Raw genomic sequence first — 26,872 nt, 5'->3', positions numbered from 1 at the left:
GGTATGCGAGGGGCTTCGGGGGTATTCCGGAGGGATTGTCGCAGCTAACGAGGGAGCTCCTCGGCGCGGGCCGCCCGCCGATTCAGATTCAGATCGCGACGGTCTGGCGCACGGCGTGTTCCCAGCGTTCCATCAGCTCCTGGGCGCGTGCGCGAGGCAGCGTGGGCGTGAAGGTGCGGTCCACGCGCCACTGGCGCGAGAGTTCTTCCAGGTTGTCGTACAGGCCGCTGCTCAGGCCGGCCAGGTAGGCCGCGCCCAGGGCCGTGGTCTCGATCACGGCCGGACGCAGCACCGGGATGCCCAGCAGGTCGGCCTGGAACTGCATGAGGAAGTCGTTGACGCAGGCGCCGCCGTCCACGCGCAGCTCGCTCACGGGCACGCCGCCGTTTTCCACTGCGTCGCGGCTCATGGCCTGCAGCAGGGCCGCGCTCTGGAAGGCGATGCTTTCCAGAGCGGCGCGCGCGATGTGGGCCATGGTGGTGCCGCGCGTGAGGCCGACGATGGCGCCGCGCGCATCGGGTTGCCAGTAGGGCGCGCCCAGTCCGGTGAAGGCCGGCACGAACATCACGCCACCGGCATCGGGCACGCTCTGCGCCAGGTTCTGCACCTCGCCGCTGCTGTGGATGGCGTGCAGGCCGTCGCGCAGCCACTGCACCACGGCGCCGCCGATGAAAACGCTGCCTTCGAGCGCGAATTCGGGTCTCGCGCGCGGTTGCGCGGCACTGGTGGTGATCAGCCCGTTGTGGCTGGTGTGGAAGCGCTGGCCCGTATGCATGAGCATGAAGCAGCCCGTGCCGTAGGTGTTCTTGGCCTGGCCGGCGGTGAAGCAGGCCTGACCGAACAGGGCGCTCTGCTGGTCACCGGCGACGCCCCCGATGGGGATAGACGCGCCCAGCAGAGCGGGCGCGGTGCGGCCAAAATCGGCACTGGAGGGGCGCACTTCGGGCATGAGCTGGGGCGGGATGTTGAGCGCGCCCATGAGTTCGGCGTCCCAGCGGTTTTCATGCACGTTGAAGAGCATGGTGCGCGAGGCGTTGCTGACGTCGGTCACGTGCACCTGGCCTTCGGTGAGTTGCCAGATGAGCCAGGCATCCACGGTACCGAAGGCCAGCTCGCCGCGCTCGGCGTGCTGGCGCGCTTCAGGCACGTGGTCCAGGATCCATTGCAGCTTGGTACCGGAGAAGTAGGCGTCCACGCGCAGGCCGGTCTTGGCGATGATGGTGTCTTCCAGGCCGCGGGCACGCAGCTCCGCGCAGCTGGGTTCGGCACGCCGGTCCTGCCAGACGATGGCGTTGTAGATGGGCTGGCCTGTGCGACGGTTCCATACGACGGTGGTTTCGCGCTGGTTGGTGATGCCTATGGCCTTGATCTGCCTGGCCTCCAGCCCGGCCTTGCGCAGCACTTCACGCGCTGTCTCGAGCTGGGTCTGCCAGATTTCCATCGGGTCGTGTTCCACCCAGCCGGGTTGCGGGTAGATCTGGCGGAACTCACGCTGCGCCATGGCCGCGATGCTGCCGTCGCGGCGGAAGACGATGCTGCGCGAGCTGGAAGTGCCCTGGTCCAGGGCCAGCAGGTAATCCACGGCTTTATCTCCTTGTGTTGTTCAGTCGGCGATCACGCATTCCACACCGGCCTGGGCCATGAGGGGTGCGAACGGCTCGGGCAGTTCGGTGTCGGTGAAGAGGCGGTCGATGTCGCGCAGCGGGGCCAGCTGCACCATGGCGGGCCGGTTGAACTTGCTGTGGTCCGCGGCCAGCCAGACCTCGCGTGAGTGGTCGATGATGGTGCGGGCGACTTTCACCTCACGGTAATCGTAGTCGCGCAGGGTTCCGTCGGCCTCGATGCCGCTGATGCCGATCAGGCCGATGTCCACCTTGAACTGCTTGATGAAGTCCACCGTCGCCTCGCCCACGATGCCGCGGTCCAGCGCGCGTACCACGCCGCCGGCAATGATGACCTCGCAGTCCGGGTTGTCGATCAGGATCGAGGCGACATGCAGGTTGTTGGTGATGACCCGCAGGCCCCGGTGGCGCACCAGTTCGCGTGCCACGGCCTCGATGGTGGTACCGATGTTCATGATCAGCGAGCAGCCGTTGGGCACGCGCTGCGCAATGGCGCGCGCGATGCGCGCCTTGCCCTCGGCCTGCAGGGCCTGGCGCTGGCGGTAGGCGATGTTCTCGGTGGTGGAGCTGGGCAGCCGCACGCCGCCATGGAAGCGGGCCAGCAGGCCCGCCTCGGCCAGGCGCTGCACATCGCGCCGCACTGTCTGCAAGGTGACCTGGAATTGTTCGGCCAGGGCCTCGATGGAGGCGGAGCCGTGGGTGCGCACTTCTTCAAGCAGGCGGGTCTGGCGTGGGTTCGGGGTCATCGTGCGGCGGGCCTCTTGTTTTGCTGGGAGTAGACCATAAACAAACAAATGCGCGGCCTGATTAGGGAAAATACCGAAAGAAAACGAACATAAAAACAATAGATTCGAAAGAATACACACATGAATCACGCCATGTACCCTTCTTTGCAGGCCCTAAGCGGTCTTATTGCACGGCCCTGCGCCTGGGGGCAACCATGCATCTGAGCCTGGATCGCGTGGGCCAGGTGCTTGGGGCCAGCACCCATCTCTACCCTTTGGATCTGGACCTGCAACCCGGCGCCGTGACCGTGTTGCTGGGGGCCACCCAGGCCGGCAAGACCAGTCTGATGCGCCTGATGGCAGGTCTGGACCGGCCAACCCAGGGTGTGGTCCGCGTGGACGGGCATGACGTCACCGGCATGCCTGTGCGCGAACGCAATGTGGCCATGGTCTACCAGCAGTTCATCAACTACCCGTCGATGACGGTTTACGACAACATCGCCTCGCCACTCAAGTTGCGGCGGGAGGACGGCATCGAGGCCCGCGTGCGCGAGCTGGCGGCCAAGCTGCACATCGAGCCCTATCTGAAGCGCTTGCCGGCCGAGCTGTCCGGTGGCCAGCAGCAGCGTGTGGCCCTGGCCCGCGCCCTGGCCAAGGCTGCTCCCCTGATGCTGCTGGATGAGCCGCTGGTGAACCTGGACTACAAACTGCGCGAGGAACTGCGGGACGAGCTGAGCCAGCTTTTCGCCGCAGGTGACTCGACCGTCGTTTACGCCACCACCGAACCTACCGAAGCACTGCTGCTGGGGGGCTATACCGCGGTGCTCGATGCCGGCGAGCTGCTGCAGTACGGGCCGACGGCCGAGGTGTTCCACCGGCCCAGGTCCATCCGTGTTGCCAAGGCCTTCAGCGACCCGCCGATGAACCTGATCGATGGGGTGGCTGCGAGCATCGGCGTCACCCTGCCCGCGAACGTGCAGCTCTCGGTGCCGCTGCCGCAGGCGCACACCCAGGCGCTGACGATCGGTGTGCGCGCCAGCGCCTTGCGTGTAGCCCAACGTCCGGGTGATGTGGCTTTGCCCGGCAAGGTGGAACTGGCCGAGATCTCGGGCTCCGACACCTTCGTGCACGTCGAAACCGGCGTGGGCGAACTCGTCGCGCAACTTACCGGCGTGCACTTCTTCGAACTGGGGGCATCCATCACGCTGTATCTGAACCCGGCACATGTGCATGTTTTCGATTCGGCCGGCGCTTTGCTGGTAGCGCCATCGAAAGAGGGGGTGGCCTGATGTCACGTATCGACCTCGACCTGGCGCACGCGTACCGCCCGAATCCGCAGAAGGATGAGGACTACGCGCTGCTGCCCCTGAAGATGAGTTTCCGCGATGGCGGCGCCTACGCCTTGCTCGGCCCCTCGGGTTGTGGCAAGACCACTTTGCTCAACATCGTGTCGGGTCTCGTCACGCCTTCGCAAGGCACGGTGAAGTTCGACGGCGAAGACGTTACCCGCAAGTCGCCGCAGCAGCGCAACATCGCCCAGGTGTTCCAGTTTCCGGTGATCTACGACACGATGACGGTGGCCGAGAATCTGGCTTTCCCGCTGAAGAACCGCGGCATTGCACCCGAGAAGATCAAACAGCGTGTCGGCACCATCGCCGAAATGCTGGAGATGAGCGGCCAGCTGGACGTGCGCGCCGCTGGCCTGGCCGCCGACGCCAAGCAGAAGATCAGCCTGGGTCGCGGCCTCGTGCGCGAGGATGTGAGCGCCGTGCTGTTCGACGAGCCGCTGACCGTGATCGACCCGCACCTGAAATGGCAGCTGCGGCGCAAGCTCAAACAGATCCACCACGAACTGAAGCTCACGCTGATCTATGTGACGCATGACCAGGTGGAAGCCCTGACCTTCGCCGAAGAGGTGGTGGTGATGACGCGTGGCCGCGCAGTGCAGGTCGGCTCGGCCGACCAGCTGTTCGAGCGGCCGCAGCACACCTTCGTTGGGCATTTCATCGGCTCGCCCGGCATGAACTTCCTGCCGGCAGACATCGTCCCCGGTGCGCCGGCGGGTGCCACGCTGTTGGGTGTGCGGCCCGAGTACGTGACGCTGGCGCCGACCCACAGCGCCGGTGCCGTGGCCGCCACCGTGACGCAGCGCCAGGATGTGGGCACCTACTGGCTGCTGACGGCCAGGGCGGGCGACAGCGTGATCCGCGCCCGGGTGAGTCCCGACCTCACGCCGCCCGCGGTCGGTGCCACCGCCTGGCTGGGCCTGATGGGCACGCACACCTGCTTCTACAAGAACGAAGAGCTGATCGAAGGAGTAGCTGCAGCATGAAGCCGATCAATCAGAAAGCGTGGTTCCTAATACTGCCGGTGGTGCTGTGCGTGGCCTTCTCGGCTGTCCTGCCGCTGATGACGGTGGTGAACTACTCGGTGCAGGACATCATCTCGCCCGAGCGGCGGGTGTTCGTTGGTACCGAATGGTTCAAGGCCGTGATGCGCGATGACGACTTGCAGGGCGCGCTCTTGCGCCAGGTGGGCTTCTCGCTCTCGGTGCTGTTGGTGGAGATTCCGCTGGGCATCGCGCTGGCGCTGTCCATGCCGGCCCAGGGCTGGAAGTCATCGGCGGTGCTGGTGCTGGTGGCCATCTCGCTGCTGATCCCCTGGAACGTGGTGGGCACCATCTGGCAGATCTATGGCCGCACCGACATCGGCCTGCTGGGCGCAGCGCTCGCAGGGCTGGGCGTCGACTACAGCTACACCGGCAACGCCACCGATGCCTGGCTCACGGTGCTGGTGATGGATGTGTGGCACTGGACGCCGCTGGTCGCGCTGCTGTGCTTTGCCGGCTTGCGCGCCATCCCCGATGCCTACTACCAGGCCGCGCGCATTGACGGCGCCAGCAAGTTCGCGGTGTTTCGCTACATCCAGCTTCCCAAGCTGCGTGGCGTGCTGATGATCGCCGTGCTGTTGCGCTTCATGGACAGCTTCATGATCTACACCGAGCCCTTCGTGCTCACCGGCGGCGGGCCGGGCAATGCCACCACCTTCCTGAGCCAATACCTGACGCAGAAGGCGGTCGGCCAGTTCGACCTCGGCCCGGCCGCGGCTTTCTCGTTGATCTATTTCCTGATCATCCTGCTGCTCTGCTTCATCCTCTACAACTGGATGCAGCGCGTGGGCACGCAATCCAAAACGGAGGCAGTGCAATGAGCCCCCACGTTCACTTCACTCACTGCCCCCCGAGGGGACCGGCAGCCCCCTTCGGGCGGCCGTGCGGGAGCTGCCATGGATGAGCGCCGCTTTCGCAAGCGCACGATCTTCCTGATCGCCTACCTGCTGTTCGCCATCCTGCCGGTGTACTGGATGGTCAACATGTCGTTCAAGACGAACACGGAGATCCTCTCTACCTTCAGCCTGTTCCCGCAGAACTTCACCTGGGAGCACTACCGGACCATCTTCACCGACGAGAGCTGGTACTCGGGCTACATCAACTCGCTGATCTACGTGGCCATCAATACGGTGATCTCGCTCGTGGTGGCGCTGCCCGCGGCCTATGCCTTCAGCCGCTACAGCTTCCTCGGCGACAAGCACGTCTTCTTCTGGCTGCTGACCAACCGCATGACGCCGCCCGCGGTCTTCCTGCTGCCCTTCTTCCAGCTCTACACCACGCTCGGCATGATGGACACGCACATCGCGGTGGCACTCGCCCACCTGCTGTTCAACGTGCCTTTGGCGGTCTGGATCCTCGAAGGGTTCATGAGCGGCATCCCGCGCGAGATTGACGAAACCGCCTACATCGACGGTTATTCCTTCCCGCGCTTCTTCCTCACCATCTTCATCCCGCTCATCAAGGCCGGGGTGGGCGTGGCGGCCTTTTTCTGCTTCATGTTCAGCTGGGTGGAACTGCTGATGGCGCGCACGCTGACCAGCGTGAACGCCAAGCCCATCGTCGCGACGATGACGCGCACGGTCAGCGCCTCCGGCATGGACTGGGGGGTGCTCGCCGCCGCCGGTGTGCTGACCATCGTGCCGGGTGCCATCGTGATCTGGTTCGTGCGGCACTACATCGCCAAGGGCTTTGCCATGGGGAGAGTCTGATGTTCGAGTGGATGGCCTGGACGCTGCCGGTCGCGGTGTTCTTCTGTTGCATCGTGCTGATGCTGATCGGCATGACGGTGTGGGAGCTCAAGTCTCCCACCACGCTGCGCCGCGGCTGGTTGCCGATCGAGACCACGCGGGGTGACCGCCTCTTCATCGGCCTGCTGTGCGCGGCGTACCTGAACCTCGCTTTCGTGGGTGTGAGCGAGCGGCTGATGCTCTGGCTCGCTTTGGAGCAGGAGCCCTCTGTATGGATTTCGTTCGGCGCTTCCATGCTGCTGCTGGCGCTGATCATCAGGAAAGGGTGAGGACGCCACCGACGCGACTCACCGCTCAGACCGCGTCAGCTCTAAGACGCAAGGGAATACGGCCGCAAGCTCCCCAGGCCGGGTTCCCGGTTCAGGGGAGCCGAAATTGAGGAGATCCCGATGAAAGTCAGATACGGTTTGATAGCGTTCGCGGCGGCGGCGCTGGTGGCGGGCCAGGCGGCCTGGGCCGGTGAGCCGGAAGCGAAGAAGTGGATAGACAGCGAGTTTCAGCCGTCCACGCTGAACAAGGACCAGCAGATGGCCGAGATGAAGTGGTTCATCGAGGCGGCCAAGAAGCTGCAGGCCAAGGGGGTGAAGGAGATCTCGGTGGTGTCGGAAACGATCACCACGCACGAGTACGAGTCCAAGACCCTGGCCAAGGCCTTCGAGGAGATCACCGGCATCAAGGTCAAGCACGACCTGATCCAGGAAGGCGACGTGGTCGAGAAACTGCAGACCTCGATGCAGTCGGGCAAGTCGATCTACGACGGGTGGATCAGCGACTCCGACCTGATCGGCACGCACTACCGCTACGGCAAGATCATGAACCTGACCGACTACATGGCCGGCAAGGGCAAGGAGTGGACGAACCCGGGGCTGGACATCAAGGACTTCATCGGCACCAGCTTCACCACCGCGCCCGACAAGAAGCTTTACCAGCTGCCCGACCAGCAGTTCGCCAACCTGTACTGGTTCCGCGCCGACCTGTTCGCGCGCCAGGACCTGAAGGACAAGTTCAAGGCCAAGTTCGGCTACGACCTGGGCGTGCCGCTGAACTGGAGCGCCTACGAAGACATCGCCGAGTTCTTCTCCAACGATGTCAAGACCATCGACGGCAAGCCCATCTACGGCCACATGGACTACGGCAAGAAGGACCCGTCGCTGGGCTGGCGCTTCACTGACGCCTGGCTGTCCATGGCAGGCACCGCCGATATCGGCATTCCCAACGGCCGCCCGGTCGACGAATGGGGCATCCGCGCCTCGGCAGACGGCTGCAACCCCCAGGGGGCCAGTGTTTCGCGCGGCGGCGCCACCAACTCGCCGGCCGCCGTCTACGCTCTGACCAAGTACGTGGACTGGATGAAGAAGTACGCACCGAAAGAAGCCACGGGCATGACCTTCGGCGAAGCCGGCCCGGTGCCCGCCCAGGGCCAGATCGCGCAGCAGATCTTCTGGTACACGGCTTTCACCGCCGACATGACCAAGCCCGGTCTGCCGGTGGTCAATGCCGACGGTACGCCCAAGTGGCGCATGGCGCCCGGCCCCAACGGCCCGTACTGGAAGCAGGGCATGCAGAACGGCTACCAGGACGTGGGTTCGTGGACCTTCTTCGAGGCGCACGACGCCAACAAGACGGCGGCCGCCTGGCTCTATGCCCAGTTCGTGACGGCCAAGACCACCTCGCTCAAGAAGACGATCGTGGGGCTGACGCCGATCCGCGAATCCGACATCCAGAGCAAGGCCATGACCGACCTCGCCCCCAAGCTCGGTGGTTTGGTCGAGTTCTACCGCAGCCCGGCGCGCGTGGCCTGGACGCCGACCGGGACCAACGTGCCCGACTACCCCAAGCTGGCCCAGCTCTGGTGGAAGAACGTGGCCGTGGCCGTGACGGGTGAGAAGACGCCGCAGGCCGCGATGGACAATCTGGCCGAGGAGATGGACCAGGTGATGGCCCGTCTCGAGCGCGCCGGCATGGCCCGCTGCGCGCCCAAGCTCAACAAGAAGGAGGACCCGAACAAGTGGCTCTCCGACAAGGGCGCGCCGTGGAAGAAGCTGGCCAATGAGAAGCCCAAGGGCCAGACCATTGCCTACGATACCCTGTTGAACGCCTGGAAGGCGGGCCGGGTGCGGTAAAACCGGGAAGTCCGGGGCGACCGATGGCGGTGCGAAACTTGCATGCGCTCGGTCGTCCCTTCCCAAGAATTTGTCTGTTAGTTAGTTGGATTCATGAATCGCGTACAACTTTTTGCCCGTCTGGCCGAGCCTCGTACCTGGGACCTGGCCGTGGTCGGTGGTGGTGCCACCGGTCTGGGCGTGGCCCTCGATGCTGCGGCGCGTGGCCTTTCGGTGGTGCTGCTGGAATCGCATGACTTTGCGGGCGGCACCTCTTCCCGCTCGACCAAGCTGCTGCACGGCGGCGTGCGCTACCTGGCGCAGGGCAATATCGCGTTGGTGCGCGAAGCTTTGCACGAGCGCAGCACGGTGCTGCGCAACGCGCCGCACCTGGCCTCCAGGCTGTCTTTCATCATGCCCTCCTATGCCTGGTGGCAGACGCCTTTTTATGGCATCGGCCTCAAGCTCTATGACCTGCTTGCCGGCCGCGCCGGCCTGGGCGCAACGAGTTTCCTCGGCCGCCAGCAGACGTTGGCGGCCATGCCCAATCTGCAGCCTGCGGGCCTCTGCGGTGGCGTGGCCTACTGGGACGGTCAATTCGACGATGCGCGCCTGGCGCTGGCGCTGGCGCGCACGGCCGCGCGTGAAGGCGCGCTGCTGCTGAACTACTGCCCGGTCACCGAACTGCTGCACGAAAAAGGCCGCGTGGCTGGTCTGCGCTGCCATGATGCGATGGGTGGGCAAGCTTACGAAGTACGCGCACGCTGCGTGGTCAACGCTACCGGGGTCTGGGTGGACACGCTGCGCCAGCTTGATGGCGCAGCTCAAGGCCGCAGCGTCGGCCCCGTGGTGGCGCCCAGCCAGGGCGTGCATGTGGTGGTCGACAAATCCTTTCTGCCAGGTGAGCACGCACTGCTGGTGCCGAAAACGGCGGACGGCCGTGTGCTGTTCGCCGTCCCCTGGCTGGGCAAGTTGGTGCTGGGCACCACGGACACGCCGCGCAGCGATCTGCCGCGCGAGCCGCGACCCCTGCGCGCCGAGCTCGATTTCATCCTGGGCGAGGCCGCGCGTTACCTGGCGCGCCCCCCGACCCGCGCCGATGTGAAGAGCATCTGGGTCGGCTTGCGCCCTCTGGTCCGGCCGGCGGGTGACGATGAAGACACCGCTGCCTTGAGCCGTGAGCACACGGTGCTCGTCAGTCCCACCGGTCTGGTCACTGTGACCGGCGGCAAATGGACCACCTACCGGGCCATGGCCGAGGACGTGCTGGCGCGTTGCTTCCAGGCCGGGCTGCTGCCCGAAAAGCCAGCCGGCGTGAGCGACCAGCTGAAATTGGTGGGCGCGGAGTCGGCTGCGGACGTCCCAAGACCGGCAGTGGCCGCTGCCGCAGGCCTTCATATATATGGCAGTGAACAGGCTCTGCTCCAGACCCTGCCGGGGGCCGGGCGGATGCTGGCGCCGGGCCTGGACGAGGCCATGGTGCGCTTTGCGGCACGATATGAGTATGCGCTGACTGTCGAGGACGTCCTTGCGCGACGTTCACGTCTACTCTTCCTGGACGCGGCTTTGGCGGCATCGCTGGCGCCGCGGGTGGCGGCCATCCTGGCTGAGGAAACCGGGCGGGACCCCGCCTTGGCCGACTTCCTGGGCTTGGCCCGGGACTATTTAAGCTGGCCGTCCGAACAAGACGCTTGACGCCCTGCCATTTGTTTGGCACAATTGCGGGCTTCGCTTGAAAAAGCTGAAGTTTCTGCCCAGCGGAAGCGGCGTGAGTGGTTCATGCCGGGGACGACGGGCCCAAGACTGACCGGTTTGCCTTGCGCTCACTGGTGCAAGTTGGGAATATTGAAATGATCCAGACTGAATCTCGGTTAGAAGTCGCCGACAACACCGGCGCGAAGTCCGTTTTGTGCATCAAGGTGCTCGGCGGTTCCAAGCGTCGTTACGCCAGCGTTGGCGACGTCATCAAGGTGAGCATCAAAGAAGCCGCTCCGCGTGGCCGCGTCAAAAAAGGCGAGGTCTACAGCGCTGTGGTGGTTCGCACCGCCAAGGGCATCCGCCGTGGCGATGGCTCCCTGGTCAAGTTCGACGGCAATGCCGCCGTGCTGCTCAACAACAAGCTGGAGCCCATCGGCACCCGCATCTTCGGCCCGGTCACGCGCGAACTGCGTACCGAGAAGTTCATGAAGATCGTGTCCCTGGCTCCTGAAGTTCTCTAAGGACACGGCCATGAACAAGATTCGCAAAGGCGACGAAGTCATCGTCCTCGCCGGACGTGACAAGGGCAAGCGTGGCAAGGTCGCGCTGCGCAAGGATGAGACCCATGTGGTGGTCGAGGGCGTGAACACGGTGAAGAAACACACCAAGCCCAACCCCATGAAGGGTACGACCGGCGGTATCGTGGAAAAGACCATGCCGATCCACCAGTCCAACGTGGCCATTTTCAATGCGGCCACCGGCAAGGCCGACCGCGTCGGCATCAAGCTCCTGGCTGACGGCAAGCGTGTGCGCGTCTACAAGTCCAGCGGCGAAGAAATCAAGGTGGCATAAACATGGCACGTCTGCAACAACACTATCGCGAAAAGCTGGTCCCCGAGTTGACGGCCAAATTTGGCTACAAGTCGCCCATGCAAGTGCCGCGTCTGACCAAGATCACCCTGAACATGGGTGTGAGCGAAGCCGTCGCCGACAAGAAGGTCATGGAAAACGCCGTGGGCGACCTGACCAAGATCGCCGGCCAGAAGCCGGTGGTGACCAAGGCCAAGAAGGCTATCGCCGGTTTCAAGATCCGCGAACAGCAGGCCATTGGCTGCATGGTGACCCTGCGCGGCGTGCAGATGTACGAGTTCCTGGACCGTTTCGTTACCGTGGCCCTGCCCCGTGTGCGTGACTTCCGTGGTATCTCCGGTCGTGCTTTCGATGGCCGTGGCAACTACAACATCGGCGTCAAAGAGCAGATCATTTTCCCCGAAATCGAATACGACAAGGTGGATGCCCTGCGTGGTCTGAACATCAGCATCACGACGACGGCTCGGACGGACGAAGAGTGCAAGGCACTGCTCGCCGGCTTCAAATTCCCCTTCAAGAACTGAGGTGACCTGTGGCTAAAGTAGCTTTGATCGAGCGCGAGCTCAAGCGAGACAAACTGGTTGCCAAGTACGCGAAGAAACACGCGGAACTCAAGGCCATCGCCAGCGACCTCAAGCGTAGCGAAGAAGAGCGTGCAGCTGCCCGTCTGGGCCTGCAGAAGCTCCCGCGCAACGCCAACCCGACGCGCCAGCGCAACCGTTGTGCCATCACCGGTCGTCCGCGTGGCACCTTCCGCCAGTTCGGCCTGGCTCGCGCCAAGATCCGTGAAATGGCTTTCGCCGGTGACATCCCCGGTGTCACCAAAGCCAGCTGGTAAGCAGGAGATTAAAGATGAGCATGAGTGATCCCATCGCCGACCTGCTGACGCGTATTCGTAACGCGCAGATGGTGGCCAAGACCTCGGTGTCGGTGCCCTCTTCCAAAGTGAAGATCGCCATCGCCCAGGTGCTGAAGGACGAGGGCTACATCGACGGCTTCCAGGTGAAGTCCGAAGGTGGCAAGTCCGAACTTGAAATTGCCCTGAAGTACTACGCCGGTCGCCCGGTGATCGAGCGTATCGAGCGCGTGAGCCGTCCCGGCCTGCGCGTGTACAAGGGCCGTGACGCCATCCCCCAGGTCCAGAACGGTCTGGGCGTGGCCATCGTGACCACCCCCAAGGGTGTCATGACCGATCGTAAGGCTCGCGCTACCGGTGTCGGTGGCGAAGTGCTTTGCTACGTGGCCTAAGGCATTGAGGAGAAACTGAAATGTCGCGCGTAGGAAAAATGCCTGTTGCCATCCCGACCGGGGTGGATGTGTCGATCAAGGCCGATCAGATCAACGTCAAGGGTGCCGGTGGCACGCTGTCGCTGACCCAGTCGTCCCTGGTCAAGGTGAGCAACGAGGGTGGCAAGCTGAGCTTCGCCCCCGCGAACGAATCCCGTGAAGCCAATGCCATGAGCGGCACCATGCGTCAGCTGGTGAACAACATGGTCAACGGCGTGAGCAAGGGCTTCGAGAAGAAGCTGACGCTGATCGGCGTGGGTTACAAGGCCCAGGCTTCCGGTGCCAAGCTGAACCTGGCCGTGGGTTACTCCCACCCGGTGAACATCGAGATGCCCGCTGGCATCACGGTGGCCACCCCGGCCCCCACGGAAATCGTGATCAAGGGTGCAGATCGTCAGCGTGTCGGCCAGATCGCCGCTGAAATTCGCGCCGTCCGTCCTCCCGAGCCCTACAAGGGCAAGGGCATCCGTTATGCGGATGAGAAGGTCACGATCAAAGAGACCAAGAAGAAATAAGGAGCTGCACCATGTTGACCAAGAAAGAGCAGCGTCTTCGCCGGGCCCGTCAGACCCGCATCCGCATTGCAACGCAAGGCGTGGCCCGTCTGACCGTGAACCGCACCAATTTGCACATTTACGCCAGCGTCATTTCCGGCGACGGCGCCACGGTGCTGGCCAGTGCCTCCACCGCCGAAGTCGAAGTGCGCAAGTCGCTCGGCGCCTCGGGCAAGGGTGGCAATGCCACCGCAGCCCAGCTGATCGGCAAGCGTATCGCCGAGAAGGCCAAGGCTGCCGGCGTTGAGAAGGTGGCGTTTGACCGCGCAGGTTTCGCGTACCACGGCCGCGTCAAGGCGCTGGCCGAAGCGGCTCGTGAAGCTGGCTTGCAGTTCTAAGCAGATCGGAATTAAAGATGGCTAAAGTTCAAGCAAAGATGCAGGGCAAAGGGGCCGAGGGTCCCGAGGACGGCCTGCGCGAGAAAATGATCGCGGTCAACCGCGTGACCAAGGTGGTGAAGGGTGGCCGTATTCTCGGTTTCGCCGCACTGACCGTGGTGGGTGATGGCGACGGCCGCGTCGGCATGGGCAAGGGCAAATCCAAGGAAGTGCCGGCTGCCGTGCAGAAGGCCATGGAAGAAGCCCGTCGCAACATGCTCAAGGTTTCGCTGAAGAACGGCACGCTGCACCACCAGGTGACGGGTCGTCACGGTGCCGCCAACGTCATGATGGCTCCCGCTCCCAAGGGTACCGGCATCATCGCCGGCGGCCCGATGCGCGCTGTCTTCGAAGTGATGGGCATCACCGACATCGTGGCCAAGAGCCACGGTTCGACCAATCCTTACAACATGGTCCGTGCCACGCTGGACGCGCTGAACAACTGCAGCACCCCTGCAGGTGTGGCAGCCAAGCGCGGCAAGACCGTTGAAGAACTCTTCGCTTAAACGGGAGTTACAGACATGGCTAAGCAACAAACCGTCAAGGTCCAGCTGGTTCGCAGCCCGATCGGCTGCAAGGAATCCCACCGCGCCACCGTGCGTGGCCTGGGCCTGCGCAAGCTGAACAGCGTCAGCGAACTGCAGGACACCCCTGCCGTGCGCGGCATGATCAACAAGATCGACTACCTGGTCAAGGTTCTCTGAGAGGCTGACGATGGAACTCAATAGCATCAAGCCCGCAGCGGGCGCCAAGCACGCCAAGCGTCGCGTCGGTCGCGGCATCGGCTCCGGCCTGGGCAAGACTGCCGGCCGTGGCCACAAGGGCCAGAAGTCCCGTTCGGGCGGCTACCACAAGGTCGGCTTTGAAGGCGGCCAGATGCCCATGCATCGCCGTCTGCCCAAGCGCGGCTTCAAGTCGCAGCTGCTCAAGTACAACGCCGAGATCACCCTGAGCTCGCTGGAACTGCTGGGCGCCGACTCCGTTGACATGCTGACCCTCAAGCAAGCTGGCCTGATTGGCCAGCTGGCCAAGGTGGTCAAGGTCATCAAGTCGGGCGAAATCAAGAAGGCCGTCAAGCTGAACGGCATCGGTGCCACCGCAGGTGCCAAGGCCGCCATCGAGGCAGCCGGCGGCAGCGTGGCCTGAAGAAACCAGACCGAGAGTAGAACGAAGTGGCAACGAACGCGGCTCAGATTGCAAAAACCGGCAAGTTCGGCGACCTGCGTCGTCGGCTCGTCTTTTTGCTGCTCGCGCTGGTGGTGTACCGCATCGGTGCGCACATTCCCGTGCCTGGCATCAATCCGGACCAGCTGGCCCAGCTCTTCAAGGGCCAGCAGGGCGGCATCCTGAGCCTGTTCAACATGTTCTCGGGTGGTGCGCTATCTCGCTTCACGGTGTTCGCGCTGGGCATCATGCCCTACATCTCCGCGTCGATCATCATGCAGCTGCTGACCTATGTGCTGCCCGCTTTCGAGCAGATCAAGAAGGAAGGCGAAGCCGGCCGCCGCAAGATCACGCAATACACGCGTTATGCGACCCTGGGCCTGGCACTGTTCCAGTCGCTGGGTATCGCCGTGGCGCTGGAAAGTTCGCAAGGCCTGGTGATTGCTCCCGGTTTTGGCTTCCGTTTTACGGCGGTCGTGACCCTGACTGCGGGCACCATGTTCCTGATGTGGCTGGGTGAGCAGATCACCGAGCGCGGCCTGGGCAACGGCATCTCGATCCTGATCTTCGGCGGTATCGCCGCGGGTCTGCCGGGCGCCATCGGCGGTCTGTTGGAACTGGTACGTACCGGCTCCATGAGCATCATCGCTGCGCTGTTCATCGTCACGCTGGTGGTCCTGGTGACCTGGTTCGTGGTCTTCGTCGAACGTGGCCAGCGCAAGATCCTCGTGAACTATGCGCGTCGCCAGGTTGGCAACAAGGTGTATGGCGGCCAGTCTTCGCACCTGCCCCTCAAGCTGAACATGGCCGGTGTGATCCCGCCCATCTTCGCATCGAGCATCATCCTGCTGCCCGCCACCGTGGTGAGCTGGTTCAGCAGCGGCGATTCGATGCTGTGGCTCAAGGACATCGCCAGCAGCCTGACTCCGGGCCAGCCCATCTACGTGATGCTGTATGCCTCTGCCATCGTGTTCTTCTGCTTCTTCTACACGGCGCTGGTGTTCAACAGCCGTGAGACGGCCGACAACCTGAAAAAGGGCGGCGCCTTCATCCCCGGGATTCGTCCCGGCGAGCAGACGGCACGCCACATTGACAAGATTTTGCTGCGACTGACCCTGGCTGGTGCGATCTACATCACCTTCGTCTGCCTGCTGCCCGAATTCCTGATCCTGAAGTACAACGTGCCCTTCTATTTCGGTGGCACCTCGCTTCTGATCATCGTGGTTGTGACCATGGATTTCATGGCCCAGGTACAGAATTACATGATGTCGCAGCAGTACGAGTCGTTGCTGAAGAAAGCTAACTTCAAGCCGACGCTGGGCGCCTGAAAGAGATGGCGAAAGACGATGTAATTCAGATGCAGGGTGAGGTGGTAGAGAACCTGCCGAACGCGACCTTCCGCGTGAAGCTGGAAAACGGCCACGTCGTTCTGGGGCATATCTCCGGCAAGATGCGGATGCATTACATCCGTATCCTGCCGGGTGACAAAGTGACGGTTGAGTTGACGCCTTATGACCTGACCCGTGCGCGGATCGTGTTCAGGGCCAAATGAATTTGCAGGTTCCGGATAGTCCGGGGCCAGGCTGTAAAAGTTTTAGGAGAGTGAAATGAGAGTTTCGGCTTCGGTCAAGAAAATTTGCCGCAACTGCAAAGTCATCCGCCGCAAGGGCGTGGTGCGTGTGATCTGCACGGATCCCCGCCACAAGCAGCGTCAAGGCTGATTGCAAGAGTTATAGAGGACGAAAATGGCACGTATCGCTGGCATCAACATTCCGCCGCATAAGCATGCAGAAATTGGCTTGACCGCCATCTTCGGCATCGGTCGCACGAGCGCTCGCAAGATTTGCGATGCCTGCGGCATTGCATATTCCAAGAAGATCAAAGATCTGACCGACTCTGATCTGGAAAAAATCCGCGACCAGATCGCCGGTATCACCATCGAGGGTGACCTGCGTCGTGAGACCACGATGAACATCAAGCGTTTGATGGACATCGGCTGCTACCGCGGCTTCCGTCATCGCCGTGGCCTGCCCATGCGCGGCCAGCGTACGCGCACCAATGCCCGTACCCGCAAGGGTCCGCGCAAGGGCGCCGCAGCACTGAAGAAATAACTGGCATTGAAAGATCACCATGGCTAAAGCTCCCGCCAATAATGCCGCGCAGCGTGTGCGCAAGAAGGTTCGCAAGAACGTGGCTGACGGTGTCGCCCACGTGCACGCCTCCTTCAACAACACCATCATCACGATCACCGATCGCCAGGGCAACGCCCTGTCCTGGGCCTCGTCTGGTGGCCAGGGCTTCAAGGGTTCGCGCAAGTCCACTCCGTTTGCCGCCCAGGTGGCGTCCGAAGTGGCTGGCCGCGCAGCCATGGAGCAGGGCATCAAGAACCTGGACGTCGAGATCAAGGGCCCCGGCCCCGGTCGTGAGTCTTCGGTGCGCGCACTGGCCGCACTGGGCATTCGCATCAACCTGATTTCCGACGTGACCCCGGTGCCGCACAACGGCTGCCGTCCGCAAAAGCGTCGTCGCATCTAAGCGGCACGCAATTCTTTAACAAGCCCACCGCCACCGGCATTGCGCTGGTGGCTCCCGCAGACAACTGCGGAAGTTGACATAGAAGGAAGTTCAAGTGGCACGCAATCTCGGCCCCAAGGCCAAACTCTCCCGCCGCGAAGGCACCGACCTGTTCCTGAAGAGCGCTCGCCGCTCGATCAGCGACAAGGCCAAGTTCGACTCCAAGCCCGGCCAGCACGGCCGCACCTCGGGTGCCCGTACCTCCGACTTCGGTCTGCAACTGCGTGAAAAGCAGAAGGTCAAGCGCATGTACGGTGTGCTGGAGCGCCAGTTCCGCCGCTATTTCGAGGAAGCCGATCGTCGCAAGGGCAACACCGGTACCAACCTGCTGTTCCTGCTGGAGTGCCGCCTGGACAACGTGGTGTATCGCATGGGCTTCGGCTCCACGCGTGCCGAAGCACGCCAGATGGTCTCGCACAAGGCGATCACCGTGAACGGTCAGTCCGTGAACATCCCGTCGTACTCGGTCAAGGCCGGCGACGTGATCGCCGTGCGCGACAAGTCCAAGAAGCAGAACCGCGTGGTCGAAGCCCTGCAACTGGCGCAACAGGTCGGCATTCCGGCCTGGGTCGAAGTGAATCTCGACAAGGCCGAAGGTATCTTCAAGAAGGTGCCCGATCGCGACGAATTTGGGTCCGATATCAACGAATCGCTGATCGTCGAGTTGTACTCGCGCTAATCAGCTCTCGTTTAGAGTCCGTTCCCGGCAGACAGGCATGTCTGTCGGGTGCTTCACCAGCCTTACCGGTGTAACGAGCCGGGGGTATTGACAGGAAGTCTGCATGCAAACCAGTCTGCTGAAACCCAAAGCAATCAACGTCGAACAACTCGGCCTGAACCGCGCCAAAGTGGCGCTGGAGCCGTTTGAGCGTGGCTATGGCCATACCCTGGGCAACGCGCTGCGTCGCGTCCTGCTGTCGTCGATGCCGGGTTACGCTGCCACGGAGGTGACCATCGCCGGCGTGCTGCACGAGTACTCGTCCATCGACGGTGTGCAGGAAGACGTGGTCAACATTCTGTTGAACCTCAAGGGTGTGGTGTTCAAGCTGCACAACCGCGACGAAGTCACGCTGAGCCTGCGCAAGGACGGCGAAGGCGTCGTCACCGCTGCTGACATCCAGACCCCGCACGATGTAGAGATCATCAACCCCGACCACGTGATCGCCACGCTGTCGGCCGGTGGCAAGCTCGACATGCAGATCAAGGTCGAAAAGGGCCGTGGTTATGTACCGGGCACCATGCGCCGTTACGGCGATGAGCCGACCAAGTCGATCGGCCGCATCGTGCTGGACGCCTCGTTCTCCCCGGTCAAGCGCGTGAGCTATACCGTCGAGAGCGCCCGCGTCGAGCAGCGCACCGACCTGGACAAGCTGGTCGTCGAGATCGAGACCAACGGCGCCATCACTGCTGAAGATGCCGTGCGCGCTTCGGCCAAGATCCTGGTGGAACAGCTGGCCGTGTTCGCCCAGCTCGAGGGCAGCGAACTCGCAGCCTTCGATGCACCGGCACCGCGCAGCGGCAGCCAGTTCGACCCGATCCTGCTGCGCCCGGTCGACGAACTCGAACTGACCGTGCGCTCGGCCAACTGCCTGAAGGCCGAGAACATCTATTACATCGGCGACCTGATCCAGCGCTCCGAGAACGAACTGCTCAAGACCCCGAATCTGGGTCGCAAGTCGCTCAACGAGATCAAGGAAGTGCTGGCTTCCCGCGGCCTGACCCTGGGCATGAAGCTCGAGAACTGGCCGCCGGCCGCGCTCGAGAAGCGTTGATTTAGAATACCGGTCCCGCACGAGCGGGGCGGACAAAACCAGCCCTTGAGGGCTGGGTGCACCGGGCAGTACCTGATACGGCTGCCTGTTTATATAAAGAAAGGAAAGCACCATGCGTCACGGACACGGACTCCGTAAACTCAACCGCACCAGCGAGCACCGCCTCGCGATGCTGCGCAACATGATGAATTCGCTCATCGAGCACGAAGTCATCAAGACCACGGTCCCCAAGGCCAAGGAACTGCGCCGCGTCGTGGAACCCATGATCACCCTGGCCAAGGAAGCCACCCTGGCCAACCGCCGCCTGGCTTTTGACCGCCTGCGTGACCGCGACAGCGTCACCAAGCTGTTCAACGACCTCGGCCCGCGCTTCAAGGCCCGCCCCGGTGGTTACACCCGTATTCTGAAGATGGGCTTCCGCGTGGGCGACAACGCTCCCATGGCCCTGGTGGAATTGGTTGACCGTCCGGCGGAAACTGAAGCACCGAAGGCAGAATAAGCTATAATGCTAGATTACCGCGCGATGGAGCAGCCTGGTAGCTCGTTGGGCTCATAACCCAAAGGTCGGAGGTTCAAATCCTCCTCGCGCAACCAACAAGGAAAAGCCCTCTTCGGAGGGCTTTTCTGCTTCATGGCACTGTAACAAGCAGTGTCGTGGATGTAGGAGCCAGGCCAAAAGCCCTGCTCCCCCTTTTTGGAAGCACATATGACCACTCGTCGCCAATTCGGCCTGACCGCAGCTTCGCTGCTGGCCGCACCCGCTCTGCTGAAGGCGCAGGGCAGTAACAAGATCGTCCTCGGTCAGTCGGCTGCCTTCACCGGCCCCGCGGCCGAACTGGGCATCCAGTTCCACCAGGGTGCCAAGCTCTGGTTCGAACAGGTCAACGCCCAGGGCGGCATCGGTGGCAAGACCATCGAGATCAAGAGCCTGGACGATGGCTACGAGCCTGACCGCTGCGCGGCCAACACGCAGAAGCTGATCGCGGAGGATGTGTTCGCGCTCTTCGGTTACATCGGCACGCCCACCAGCCTGGCCGCGCTGCCCCTGCTGACCAAGGCCCAGGTGCCTTTCATCGCGCCCTTTACGGGCGCCATGGGCCTGCGCGAGCCCTTCAACAAGCAGGTGTTCCACCTGCGTGCGTCCTACAACGACGAGACGGAACTGATCGTGCGCCAGCTTACCAACCTGGGCTTGAAGAAGATCGCGGTCTTTTATCAGAACGACGCTTACGGCAAAGCCGGTCTCGATGGGGTAATGCTGGCGCTGGACAAGCTGGGCCTGAAACCCGTGGCTACGGCCACGGTGGAACGCAACTCGGTGAATGTCTCGGCCGCGGTCAAGGTCTTGACCGCGGCAGCGCCCGACGCCGTGGTGCAGATCAGCGCCTACAAATCCTGCGCCGCGTTCATCCGCGAAGCACGCAGGGCGGGTTATGGCGGCACCTTCTACAACGTGTCCTTCGTGGGCACGCAGGCCTTGGCCGACGAGCTGGGCAAGGACGGCGCCGGCGTGGTGGTTTCCCAGGTCATGCCCTCGCCCTATTACCCGGCCCGCCCGATCGCGCGCGAGTTTGCCGATGCGGTCAAGAAGGCAGGCAATGTGCAGGCCAACTTCTCCAGCATGGAAGGGTATCTGGCCGCCAAAGTCGTGACCGAAGGCCTGCGCCGTGCGGGTGCACGCGCCGGCAGCCGTGAAGGCCTGATCCAGGGCATCGAAGCCATCGGCAGCCAGAGTCTGGGCGGTTTCCAGGTCCACTTCTCAGCCACCGACCACGTCGCCTCCAGCTTCGTCGAGCTGTCCATGCTGACCGGCGACGGACGCGTACGCACCTGAGTGAAATCACCAGTGCGGGGATATCCCCGGCTGGCAGAGGGCCCGGCGAAGGACTAGACTCGCATGCATGAAGGTCATCGATTCCATCGTCGCCCAGGCTGCCGGCATATCGGCCATCCGGCGTGACATCCACGCCCATCCCGAACTGAGTTTCCAGGAGCAGCGCACCGCAGATCTGGTCGCGTCCCGGCTGACGGAATGGGGCATTCCCATCCATCGCGGCCTCGGGGGCACCGGGGTGGTCGGCATCATCCAGCAGGGCAGCTCGAAACGTGCCATCGGCCTGCGCGCCGACATGGACGCCCTGCCCCTGCAGGAAGGCAACACCTTTGCCCACGCCAGCCGGCACGACGGCAAGATGCACGCCTGCGGGCATGACGGCCATACCGCCATGCTGCTGGGCGCCGCCCAGCATCTGGCGCGGCAGCGCAACTTCGACGGTACCGTCTACCTGATCTTCCAGCCCGCCGAAGAAGGCGGTGCAGGTGCCAACGAGATGATCAAGGACGGCCTGTTCGAAAAATTCCCGATGGAGGCCGTGTTCGGGATGCACAACTGGCCCGGCATGAAGGCCGGTACCTTTGCGCTGAGCCCGGGGCCGGTCATGGCCTCGAGCAACGAATTCAAGATCACCATCCACGGCAAGGGCGGGCACGCAGCGATGCCGCACAACGCGGTGGACCCGGTGCTGGTGGCCTGTCAGATGGTCCAGGCCTTCCAGACCATCATCAGCCGCAACATCAAGCCCATCGACGCGGGTGTGATCTCGGTCACCATGATCCATGCGGGCCATGCCACCAACGTCATTGCCGACAGCTGCGAGTTGCAGGGCACGGTGCGCACCTTCACGCTGGAGGTGCTGGACCAGATCGAGGCGCGCATGCGCGAAGTGGCCCAGCACACCTGCGCGGCCTTTGGCGCGCGTTGCGACTTCGAGTTCGACCGCAACTACCCACCCACCATCAACGCCGAGCAGGCGGTGGCTTTTGCCCGCGACGTGATGGCCGGCATCGTCGGCGAGGCCAATGTGCTCAAGCAGGAGCCCACCATGGGCGCCGAGGATTTTGCCTACATGCTGCTGGCCAAACCCGGCGCCTATGCCTTCATCGGCAATGGCGACGGTGTCCACCGCGAGATGGGCCACGGCGGCGGCCCCTGCGCCCTGCACAACCCGAGCTACGACTTCAACGATGACCTCATCCCGCTGGGCGCAACCTACTGGGTAAAGCTGGCGGAAGCCTGGCTGGCCCGCAAAGGCTGACGCTGTCTCAGCGCGGCGATTGCAGGCCGCGGTGCGCAGCGATCTGCAGCAGGCCGTCGAAAATCAGGGTGTCGACCAGGTCGAAGCGCGTGGCCAGGCTAGGGGCCATCTTCCAGCCAGCGCCACCGGCCATGACACACCAGGGCTCGGCGCTGCAGTGTTCCCGCACATGTTCCACCATGCGCTCCATGGCGCCGGCGATGGCATAGGTGCCGCCGCTGGTCAGCGCGTCGCTGGTGTTGGTCGGGAAGGGGCGCACCTCGCCCGTGGGCACGTGCAGGCCGGCCGTACCGGATTCCAGGGCCCGCAGCATGATGCCGTGGCCCGGCAGGATGTAACCGCCCAGGAATTTGCCACCGGGATCGATGGCTTCCACCGTGACCGCCGTGCCGACCATGGCGACCACGATGGGGCGCTTCGGACCCATGGACAGCATGTGGTGCCAGGCACCGATCATGGCCACCCAGCGGTCCGGTCCCAGGCGGGCCGGATGGTCGTAGCCATTGCTCAGGCCAGCCTCCTGGACGCTGGAGATGACCCAGTGCGGCGAAACGTCCCAGTGCTCCATCTGCGCCTCGACGCGGTGCTTGACGGCATCGCTGGCGACCACGCAACCCAGCATGCAACTGGGTGCCGGCAGGCCGGCCCAGGCAGTCTCGGCCAGGCGGTCGATGTGGTCCAGGAATTCAGCGCCCTGGGCCAGCACCCGGGCGCCCGGCAGGGGCGCTTCGTACAGGGCCCATTTGAGGCGGGTGTTGCCAACGTCGATGGCGAGAAAAGACATATTTTGGATTCAGTTGGCGACAGCCGGCATCATAAAGGAGGCTGATGCTCAGCCCTGTCGCCAGGGCAGCCCACGGTAACGCCAGCCGCCTCGGTGACCGCGCTGGGCTTGCTCGTCCGGATCGCCTTCGAAACCTTCGAGGATGTTGTAGGCCTCCAGGCCGAGCTCGGTGGCGCGGCGCGCGGCTGCGATGGAGCGCACGCCGCTGCGGCACAGCAGCACCAGCTTCTTGCCGGGTGTGCTGGCGGCCAGCAGGCCTGCGTCGAAATCGGGGTTGAGCTGCATGCCCGGCCATTGTTTCCAGGCCAGACCGATGGCGCCCGGCACGAAACCAACCCACTCGCGTTCGGCGTCGCTGCGCACGTCGACCAGCAGGGCCTGGCCGGCCTGCACCCATGACCAGGCCAGCTCCGGGCTCACGTTGCCGGCATAACCCTGCACGGACTGCACGGCCATCAAGGCGGCGCCATCGGCGTCGTGGCGCAGACCGGAGTGCAGATTGGCGGGCACGGCCTCGTCGATACGACGCGGCTTGGGCAGGTTCAGATTTTCCATGATGGTCTTGAATTCGGCGAGGGACTTGCCCGCTATGCGGGGGTTGCTGTGTTTCTCGGCACCTACGGTGCTGTGCTGCCGGCCCTGGTAATCATGGCCCGGCCAGACCAGCGTGTCCTCGGGCAGGGCGAACAGCACCTGCGTGAGGCTGCGGTAGAGCGCCTCCGCGCTGCCGGACTGGAAATCGGTCCGACCGCAGCCCTGGATGAGCAGGGTGTCGCCGGTGAAGACGTGGCGCTGGCCTGCGTTTTCCCAGAGGTAGCACATGCTGCCAGCGGTATGCCCGGGGGTGTGCAGTGCGCGGACGCGCTCGCGGCCGAAGCCGAGTTCCGCACCATCCCGCAGCTGGATGCTTGCTGTGCGGATACCGCAGGCTTCGGGCGCGGCCGTCCGGGCGCCCGTGTGTTCCACCAGCAGGTTGGCGCTGGTGACGTGGTCGGCATGGGCGTGGGTTTCCACGGCCAGCGTGAGCTTGAGACCGTATTCGCGCAGCACGCCCAGGTCGCGCTCCAGCTGTTCGTCCACCGGGTCGATGATGAGCGCCTCGCGGCTATCTGCATCAAAAAGCAGGTAGGTGTAGGTGCTGGAGGCGGGGTCGAAGAGCTGGATCGGGTTCATGGTGGGGCGCATCCGGGCCGGAGGCAGGAACAGCCCCAAGGATACGCAAAAAAGACAAGGGCCGCGTCACCGGGATGACGCGGCCCTCGTGCCCTTGCGGCAGAGTGCGATCAGACGATCTTGACGCTCAGATTGGGCAGGTTGTCGATGTGCATCTCGATCACGTCGCCACGCACCACGGGACCCACGTTCTCGGGCGTGCCCGAATAGATGATGTCGCCAGGGAAGAGTTCGTTGGCTTCGGACAGCTTGCTGATCTGTTCAGCCACCGACCAGATCATCTGGTTCAAATTGGCGTTCTGCTTGATCTGGCCGTTGACCTTGAGCCAGATGCTGCCCTTGCTGAAATGCTCGACCTGGCCGAGCTTGTGCACGGCACCGATGACCGCCGAGCGGTCGAAACTCTTGCCGATTTCCCAGGGCTTCTTCTCGTCGCCCATGGCGCGTTGCAGGTCGCGTCGTGTCATGTCCAGGCCCAGGCTATAACCGTAGACAAGCTCCAGCGCCTTCGCCACCGGGATGTTGCGCCCGCCCTTGCCCAGGCAGGCCACGAGTTCGGCTTCGTAGTGGTAGTTCTTGGTCAGCGTGGGGTAGGGATGATCGGCCACGGTGCCGGCGGCGACGTACTGGATGGCGTCGGTCGGCTTCTGGAAGAAGAAGGGCGGCTCGCGGTCCGGGTTGGAGCCCATTTCAATCGCGTGCGCCCGGTAGTTGCGACCGATGCAATAGATGCGACGCACCGGGAACATCTCGTCGGAGCCGACGATGGGAATGTAGGTGTCGGCCACATCGAAGGGGCTCTTGGGCTTGTTCTGGGCCACGCCGGGCAGTGCGCAGCCGGCGAGTGCGCCGGTGGTGACAAGGGCGGTGTTCTGGAAAAAATGACGGCGGTCCATGGGTGTCTCCTCAACTGGTTTTATGGTGTGTACGCGCAAGCACGGTTGTACCAGCGCGTGAGGTACTTGAGGGCCTCGATTCGTGAAAACTGTTTCGCACAGCACGCAAGAAATACTGGTGAAAACCCCTAGAAGTACGTATGCCCGCCGAGGCGCAGAATTTGAGCCCGATGGTAAGCAAACTCATCGTCTTATCCACTACCGGAGACTACCGTGAACGATAACAAAACCCCGAATCGCCGCAGCTTGCTCAAGGGCGTGGCCGTTGCTGCAGGTGCCATGTCCGCACCGATGCTCGCCACCGCGCAAACTGCAACCACCCTGCGTTTCCAGAGCACCTGGCCCGCCAAGGACATCTTCCACGAGTACGCCAATGACTTTGCCAAGAAGGTCAACGACATGGCCAGCGGCAAGCTCAAGATCGAAGTGCTGCCCTCGGGCTCCGTCGTGCCGGCCTTCCAGCTGCTGGAAGCCGTGAACAAGGGCACGCTGGACGGCGGCCATGGCGTGGTGGCCTACCACTACGGCAAGCAGTCCGCGCTGGCCCTTTGGGGTTCCGGCCCGGCCTTCGGTATGGACCCGAACATGGTCCTGGCCTGGCACAACTACGGCGGCGGCAAGGCCCTGCTGGAAGAGATCTACAAGTCCATCAACATGGACGTGGTGTCCTACCTCTACGGCCCCATGCCCACCCAGCCTTTCGGCTGGTTCAAGAAGCCGGTCTCCAAGGTCGAGCAGATGAAGGGCGTGAAGTTCCGTACCGTGGGCCTGGCCGTGGACATGTACACCGACATGGGCGCTGCCGTGAATCCGCTGCCCGGCGGCGAAATCGTGCCGGCCCTGGACCGTGGCCTGATCGATGGCGCCGAATTCAACAACGCCACCTCCGACCGCATCCTGGGCTTCCCCGACGTGGTGAAGAACTGCATGCTGCAGAGCTTCCACCAGTCCGGCGAACAGTTCGAGATCCTGTTCAACAAGACCAAGCTCACGGCCCTGCCGACCGAGCTGCGTTCCATCATCGACTACGCCGTGCAGGCGGCCAGCGCTGACATGAGCTGGAAGGCCATCGACCGCAACTCCCAGGACTACATCGACCTGAAGAAGCAAGGCATCAAGTTCTACAAGACGCCTGACGCCATCCTGCGTGCCCAGCTCGCATCCTGGGACAAGATCATCGCCAAGAAGGGCGGCGAGAATCCGCTGTTCAAGAAGGTGATCGAATCGCAGAAGGCCTATGCCGCGCGCACCACCGAATGGCAGAACTCCTACATGGTCGACTTCAAGATGGCCTCCAACCACTACTTCGGCAAGGGCGCCAAGAAGGCCTGATACGAAACCGATCGTCTGACCACCATGCCAGCCATCTGGGATCCCGGATGGCTGGTTTGTTTTTTGTACGAATAGAAATCCCATGAAAGTCCAATCTCTGCTGCACACGGCAGACGCCATCAGCACCTGGGTGGGCAAGGCATTTGCCTGGCTCATCGTGGCGCTGATGCTGCTCGTGGTTATCGAAGTCTTCAAGCGCTATGCGCTCAATGCGCCGACGGCCTGGGTCTTCGACGCCAGCAACATGCTCTATGGCACGCTGTTCATGATGGGGGGGGCCTACACCCTGGCGCACGACGGCCACGTGCGCGGCGACTTTCTCTACGGCAGCTGGCCGCCCCGCCGGCAGGCCACGGTCGACCTGGTTCTCTACATCGCCTTCTTCCTGCCGGGTATCGCAGCGCTGACCTGGTCGGGCTGGACCTACTTCCAGGACTCGCTGGCCATCCATGAGCAGACCTTCAACGCGGACCCGCTTCCCGTTTACCCCTTCAAGTTCATGATTCCGCTGGCTGGCGCACTGGTGCTGATGCAGGGCATTTCCGAGATCGTCCGCTGCGTGGTCTGCATCAAGACCGGCGAGTGGACGCCGCGCATCAAGGACGCCGAAGAGGCCGACGTCGTGGCGCAGCAGCTGGCTGGCAGCGAATTTGTCGATGAAGAGGCCCGCAAGCTGGCCATCGAGCAATCCAAGGGTTTGAAAGGTTAAT

The 26,872-nt window shown here is 63.3% G+C and carries 34 protein-coding genes, 1 tRNA gene and 1 pseudogene; 30 read left to right on the top strand and 6 right to left on the bottom strand.

The annotated features are described in order from the left end of the window. Positions 1–88 precede the first annotated feature (88 nt). On the bottom strand, positions 89–1,582 hold the full coding sequence (gene glpK, locus AC07NT_RS17030) for a glycerol kinase GlpK (RefSeq protein ID WP_498599871.1): 1,494 nt from the start codon (positions 1,580–1,582) through the stop codon (positions 89–91). A gap of 21 nt (positions 1,583–1,603) precedes the next feature. Then, on the bottom strand, positions 1,604–2,368 hold the full coding sequence (locus AC07NT_RS17025; protein ID WP_498599873.1) for a DeoR/GlpR family DNA-binding transcription regulator: 765 nt from the start codon (positions 2,366–2,368) through the stop codon (positions 1,604–1,606). Between the two features lie 194 nt (positions 2,369–2,562). On the opposite strand from AC07NT_RS17025, the gene AC07NT_RS17020 reads away from it, so the two are divergent. The 28 genes from AC07NT_RS17020 to AC07NT_RS16885 all read left to right on the top strand — a co-directional run bounded on the left by AC07NT_RS17020 (position 2,563) and on the right by AC07NT_RS16885 (position 21,977). Continuing rightward, complete coding sequence (locus tag AC07NT_RS17020) at positions 2,563–3,636, top strand: ABC transporter ATP-binding protein (RefSeq protein WP_498599875.1); 1,074 nt, start codon at positions 2,563–2,565, stop codon at positions 3,634–3,636. Beyond that, on the top strand, positions 3,636–4,679 hold the full coding sequence (locus tag AC07NT_RS17015; RefSeq protein ID WP_498599877.1) for an ABC transporter ATP-binding protein: 1,044 nt from the start codon (positions 3,636–3,638) through the stop codon (positions 4,677–4,679). Before AC07NT_RS17020 ends, AC07NT_RS17015 begins: the two co-directional genes overlap by 1 nt. After that, entirely contained in the window at positions 4,676–5,557 is an 882-nt protein-coding gene (locus tag AC07NT_RS17010) for a carbohydrate ABC transporter permease (RefSeq protein WP_498599879.1), read from the top strand. Before AC07NT_RS17015 ends, AC07NT_RS17010 begins: the two co-directional genes overlap by 4 nt. Before the next feature lie 75 nt (positions 5,558–5,632). Beyond that, positions 5,633–6,445 carry a carbohydrate ABC transporter permease gene (locus AC07NT_RS17005; RefSeq protein WP_498599881.1) on the top strand — a complete coding sequence of 271 codons (813 nt, stop codon included), beginning with the start codon at positions 5,633–5,635 and terminating at the stop codon, positions 6,443–6,445. Continuing rightward, positions 6,445–6,753, top strand: a complete 309-nt coding sequence (locus AC07NT_RS17000; protein WP_498599882.1) for a DUF2160 domain-containing protein — start codon at positions 6,445–6,447, stop codon at positions 6,751–6,753. The genes AC07NT_RS17005 and AC07NT_RS17000 overlap by 1 nt, the downstream gene beginning before the upstream one ends. Before the next feature lie 120 nt (positions 6,754–6,873). Beyond that, on the top strand, positions 6,874–8,607 hold the full coding sequence (locus AC07NT_RS16995; protein WP_498599883.1) for an ABC transporter substrate-binding protein: 1,734 nt from the start codon (positions 6,874–6,876) through the stop codon (positions 8,605–8,607). Between the two features lie 93 nt (positions 8,608–8,700). After that, positions 8,701–10,281 (top strand): glycerol-3-phosphate dehydrogenase/oxidase, encoded by a 1,581-nt coding sequence (locus tag AC07NT_RS16990; RefSeq protein WP_498599885.1) that lies wholly within the window; start codon positions 8,701–8,703, stop codon positions 10,279–10,281. Positions 10,282–10,436: 155 nt separating this feature from the next. Then, positions 10,437–10,805 carry a 50S ribosomal protein L14 gene (gene rplN, locus AC07NT_RS16985; protein WP_174253436.1) on the top strand — a complete coding sequence of 123 codons (369 nt, stop codon included), beginning with the start codon at positions 10,437–10,439 and terminating at the stop codon, positions 10,803–10,805. 10 nt (positions 10,806–10,815) lie between these two features. Further along, complete coding sequence (gene rplX / locus AC07NT_RS16980) at positions 10,816–11,136, top strand: 50S ribosomal protein L24 (protein WP_498599886.1); 321 nt, start codon at positions 10,816–10,818, stop codon at positions 11,134–11,136. 2 nt (positions 11,137–11,138) lie between these two features. Beyond that, positions 11,139–11,678, top strand: coding sequence for a 50S ribosomal protein L5 (gene rplE, locus AC07NT_RS16975; protein ID WP_498599888.1), 540 nt, complete (start codon positions 11,139–11,141; stop codon positions 11,676–11,678). A gap of 8 nt (positions 11,679–11,686) precedes the next feature. Then, positions 11,687–11,992 (top strand): 30S ribosomal protein S14, encoded by a 306-nt coding sequence (rpsN, locus tag AC07NT_RS16970; protein ID WP_498599890.1) that lies wholly within the window; start codon positions 11,687–11,689, stop codon positions 11,990–11,992. A gap of 14 nt (positions 11,993–12,006) precedes the next feature. Next, positions 12,007–12,402 (top strand): 30S ribosomal protein S8, encoded by a 396-nt coding sequence (rpsH, locus tag AC07NT_RS16965; protein WP_057674010.1) that lies wholly within the window; start codon positions 12,007–12,009, stop codon positions 12,400–12,402. A gap of 20 nt (positions 12,403–12,422) precedes the next feature. Beyond that, positions 12,423–12,956: a 50S ribosomal protein L6 gene (rplF, locus tag AC07NT_RS16960; protein ID WP_498599892.1), complete on the top strand. Its 534-nt coding sequence runs from the start codon at positions 12,423–12,425 to the stop codon at positions 12,954–12,956. An 11-nt stretch (positions 12,957–12,967) separates the two neighbouring features. Further along, positions 12,968–13,333, top strand: coding sequence for a 50S ribosomal protein L18 (rplR, locus tag AC07NT_RS16955; RefSeq protein WP_498599893.1), 366 nt, complete (start codon positions 12,968–12,970; stop codon positions 13,331–13,333). A 17-nt stretch (positions 13,334–13,350) separates the two neighbouring features. Then, positions 13,351–13,878: a 30S ribosomal protein S5 gene (gene rpsE / locus AC07NT_RS16950; protein ID WP_460488210.1), complete on the top strand. Its 528-nt coding sequence runs from the start codon at positions 13,351–13,353 to the stop codon at positions 13,876–13,878. Between the two features lie 15 nt (positions 13,879–13,893). Continuing rightward, positions 13,894–14,076, top strand: a complete 183-nt coding sequence (rpmD, locus tag AC07NT_RS16945) for a 50S ribosomal protein L30 (RefSeq protein ID WP_322273723.1) — start codon at positions 13,894–13,896, stop codon at positions 14,074–14,076. A 10-nt stretch (positions 14,077–14,086) separates the two neighbouring features. Beyond that, on the top strand, positions 14,087–14,518 hold the full coding sequence (gene rplO, locus AC07NT_RS16940) for a 50S ribosomal protein L15 (RefSeq protein ID WP_498599895.1): 432 nt from the start codon (positions 14,087–14,089) through the stop codon (positions 14,516–14,518). 26 nt (positions 14,519–14,544) lie between these two features. Continuing rightward, a complete protein-coding gene (gene secY / locus AC07NT_RS16935; RefSeq protein ID WP_498599896.1) occupies positions 14,545–15,864 on the top strand; it encodes a preprotein translocase subunit SecY in 1,320 nt (439 codons plus the stop codon). 5 nt (positions 15,865–15,869) lie between these two features. Next, positions 15,870–16,088, top strand: coding sequence for a translation initiation factor IF-1 (infA, locus tag AC07NT_RS16930; RefSeq protein ID WP_498599898.1), 219 nt, complete (start codon positions 15,870–15,872; stop codon positions 16,086–16,088). Positions 16,089–16,143: 55 nt separating this feature from the next. Continuing rightward, a complete protein-coding gene (gene rpmJ / locus AC07NT_RS16925; protein WP_028820150.1) occupies positions 16,144–16,257 on the top strand; it encodes a 50S ribosomal protein L36 in 114 nt (37 codons plus the stop codon). Positions 16,258–16,281: 24 nt separating this feature from the next. Continuing rightward, entirely contained in the window at positions 16,282–16,647 is a 366-nt protein-coding gene (gene rpsM, locus AC07NT_RS16920) for a 30S ribosomal protein S13 (RefSeq protein WP_057674004.1), read from the top strand. A gap of 19 nt (positions 16,648–16,666) precedes the next feature. Next, positions 16,667–17,071, top strand: a complete 405-nt coding sequence (gene rpsK / locus AC07NT_RS16915) for a 30S ribosomal protein S11 (RefSeq protein ID WP_057674003.1) — start codon at positions 16,667–16,669, stop codon at positions 17,069–17,071. A gap of 94 nt (positions 17,072–17,165) precedes the next feature. Next, entirely contained in the window at positions 17,166–17,789 is a 624-nt protein-coding gene (rpsD, locus tag AC07NT_RS16910) for a 30S ribosomal protein S4 (protein WP_498599900.1), read from the top strand. A 103-nt stretch (positions 17,790–17,892) separates the two neighbouring features. After that, on the top strand, positions 17,893–18,882 hold the full coding sequence (locus AC07NT_RS16905; protein WP_493038011.1) for a DNA-directed RNA polymerase subunit alpha: 990 nt from the start codon (positions 17,893–17,895) through the stop codon (positions 18,880–18,882). 112 nt (positions 18,883–18,994) lie between these two features. Continuing rightward, positions 18,995–19,381 carry a 50S ribosomal protein L17 gene (gene rplQ / locus AC07NT_RS16900; protein WP_498599902.1) on the top strand — a complete coding sequence of 129 codons (387 nt, stop codon included), beginning with the start codon at positions 18,995–18,997 and terminating at the stop codon, positions 19,379–19,381. An 18-nt stretch (positions 19,382–19,399) separates the two neighbouring features. Further along, a tRNA-Met gene (locus AC07NT_RS16895) sits at positions 19,400–19,476 on the top strand. Between the two features lie 112 nt (positions 19,477–19,588). Continuing rightward, entirely contained in the window at positions 19,589–20,716 is a 1,128-nt protein-coding gene (locus AC07NT_RS16890; protein ID WP_498599903.1) for an ABC transporter substrate-binding protein, read from the top strand. A 67-nt stretch (positions 20,717–20,783) separates the two neighbouring features. After that, a complete protein-coding gene (locus AC07NT_RS16885; protein WP_498599905.1) occupies positions 20,784–21,977 on the top strand; it encodes a M20 aminoacylase family protein in 1,194 nt (397 codons plus the stop codon). Between the two features lie 7 nt (positions 21,978–21,984). Here the strand turns inward: AC07NT_RS16885 and AC07NT_RS16880 are convergent, their stop codons facing one another. The 4 genes and pseudogenes from AC07NT_RS16880 to AC07NT_RS16865 all read right to left on the bottom strand — a co-directional run bounded on the left by AC07NT_RS16880 (position 21,985) and on the right by AC07NT_RS16865 (position 24,830). Beyond that, positions 21,985–22,761, bottom strand: coding sequence for a type III pantothenate kinase (locus AC07NT_RS16880; protein WP_498599906.1), 777 nt, complete (start codon positions 22,759–22,761; stop codon positions 21,985–21,987). A 48-nt stretch (positions 22,762–22,809) separates the two neighbouring features. Further along, positions 22,810–23,217, bottom strand: coding sequence for a rhodanese-like domain-containing protein (locus AC07NT_RS16875; protein ID WP_498600204.1), 408 nt, complete (start codon positions 23,215–23,217; stop codon positions 22,810–22,812). Positions 23,218–23,421: 204 nt separating this feature from the next. Then, positions 23,422–23,934, bottom strand: a pseudogene (locus AC07NT_RS16870) (MBL fold metallo-hydrolase); the annotation flags it as partial. A gap of 110 nt (positions 23,935–24,044) precedes the next feature. After that, a complete protein-coding gene (locus AC07NT_RS16865) occupies positions 24,045–24,830 on the bottom strand; it encodes a fumarylacetoacetate hydrolase family protein (protein ID WP_498599908.1) in 786 nt (261 codons plus the stop codon). A gap of 213 nt (positions 24,831–25,043) precedes the next feature. Between AC07NT_RS16865 and AC07NT_RS16860 the strand changes: the two genes are divergently transcribed. Next, positions 25,044–26,162: a TRAP transporter substrate-binding protein gene (locus AC07NT_RS16860; RefSeq protein WP_498599910.1), complete on the top strand. Its 1,119-nt coding sequence runs from the start codon at positions 25,044–25,046 to the stop codon at positions 26,160–26,162. Positions 26,163–26,244: 82 nt separating this feature from the next. Beyond that, positions 26,245–26,871, top strand: coding sequence for a TRAP transporter small permease subunit (locus tag AC07NT_RS16855; protein ID WP_498599911.1), 627 nt, complete (start codon positions 26,245–26,247; stop codon positions 26,869–26,871). Position 26,872: the final 1 nt, after the last annotated feature.

The organism is Hylemonella sp. GW821-FHT10B10 (genome assembly GCF_059415585.1).
This window is presented reverse-complemented; position numbering and strand designations above follow the sequence as displayed.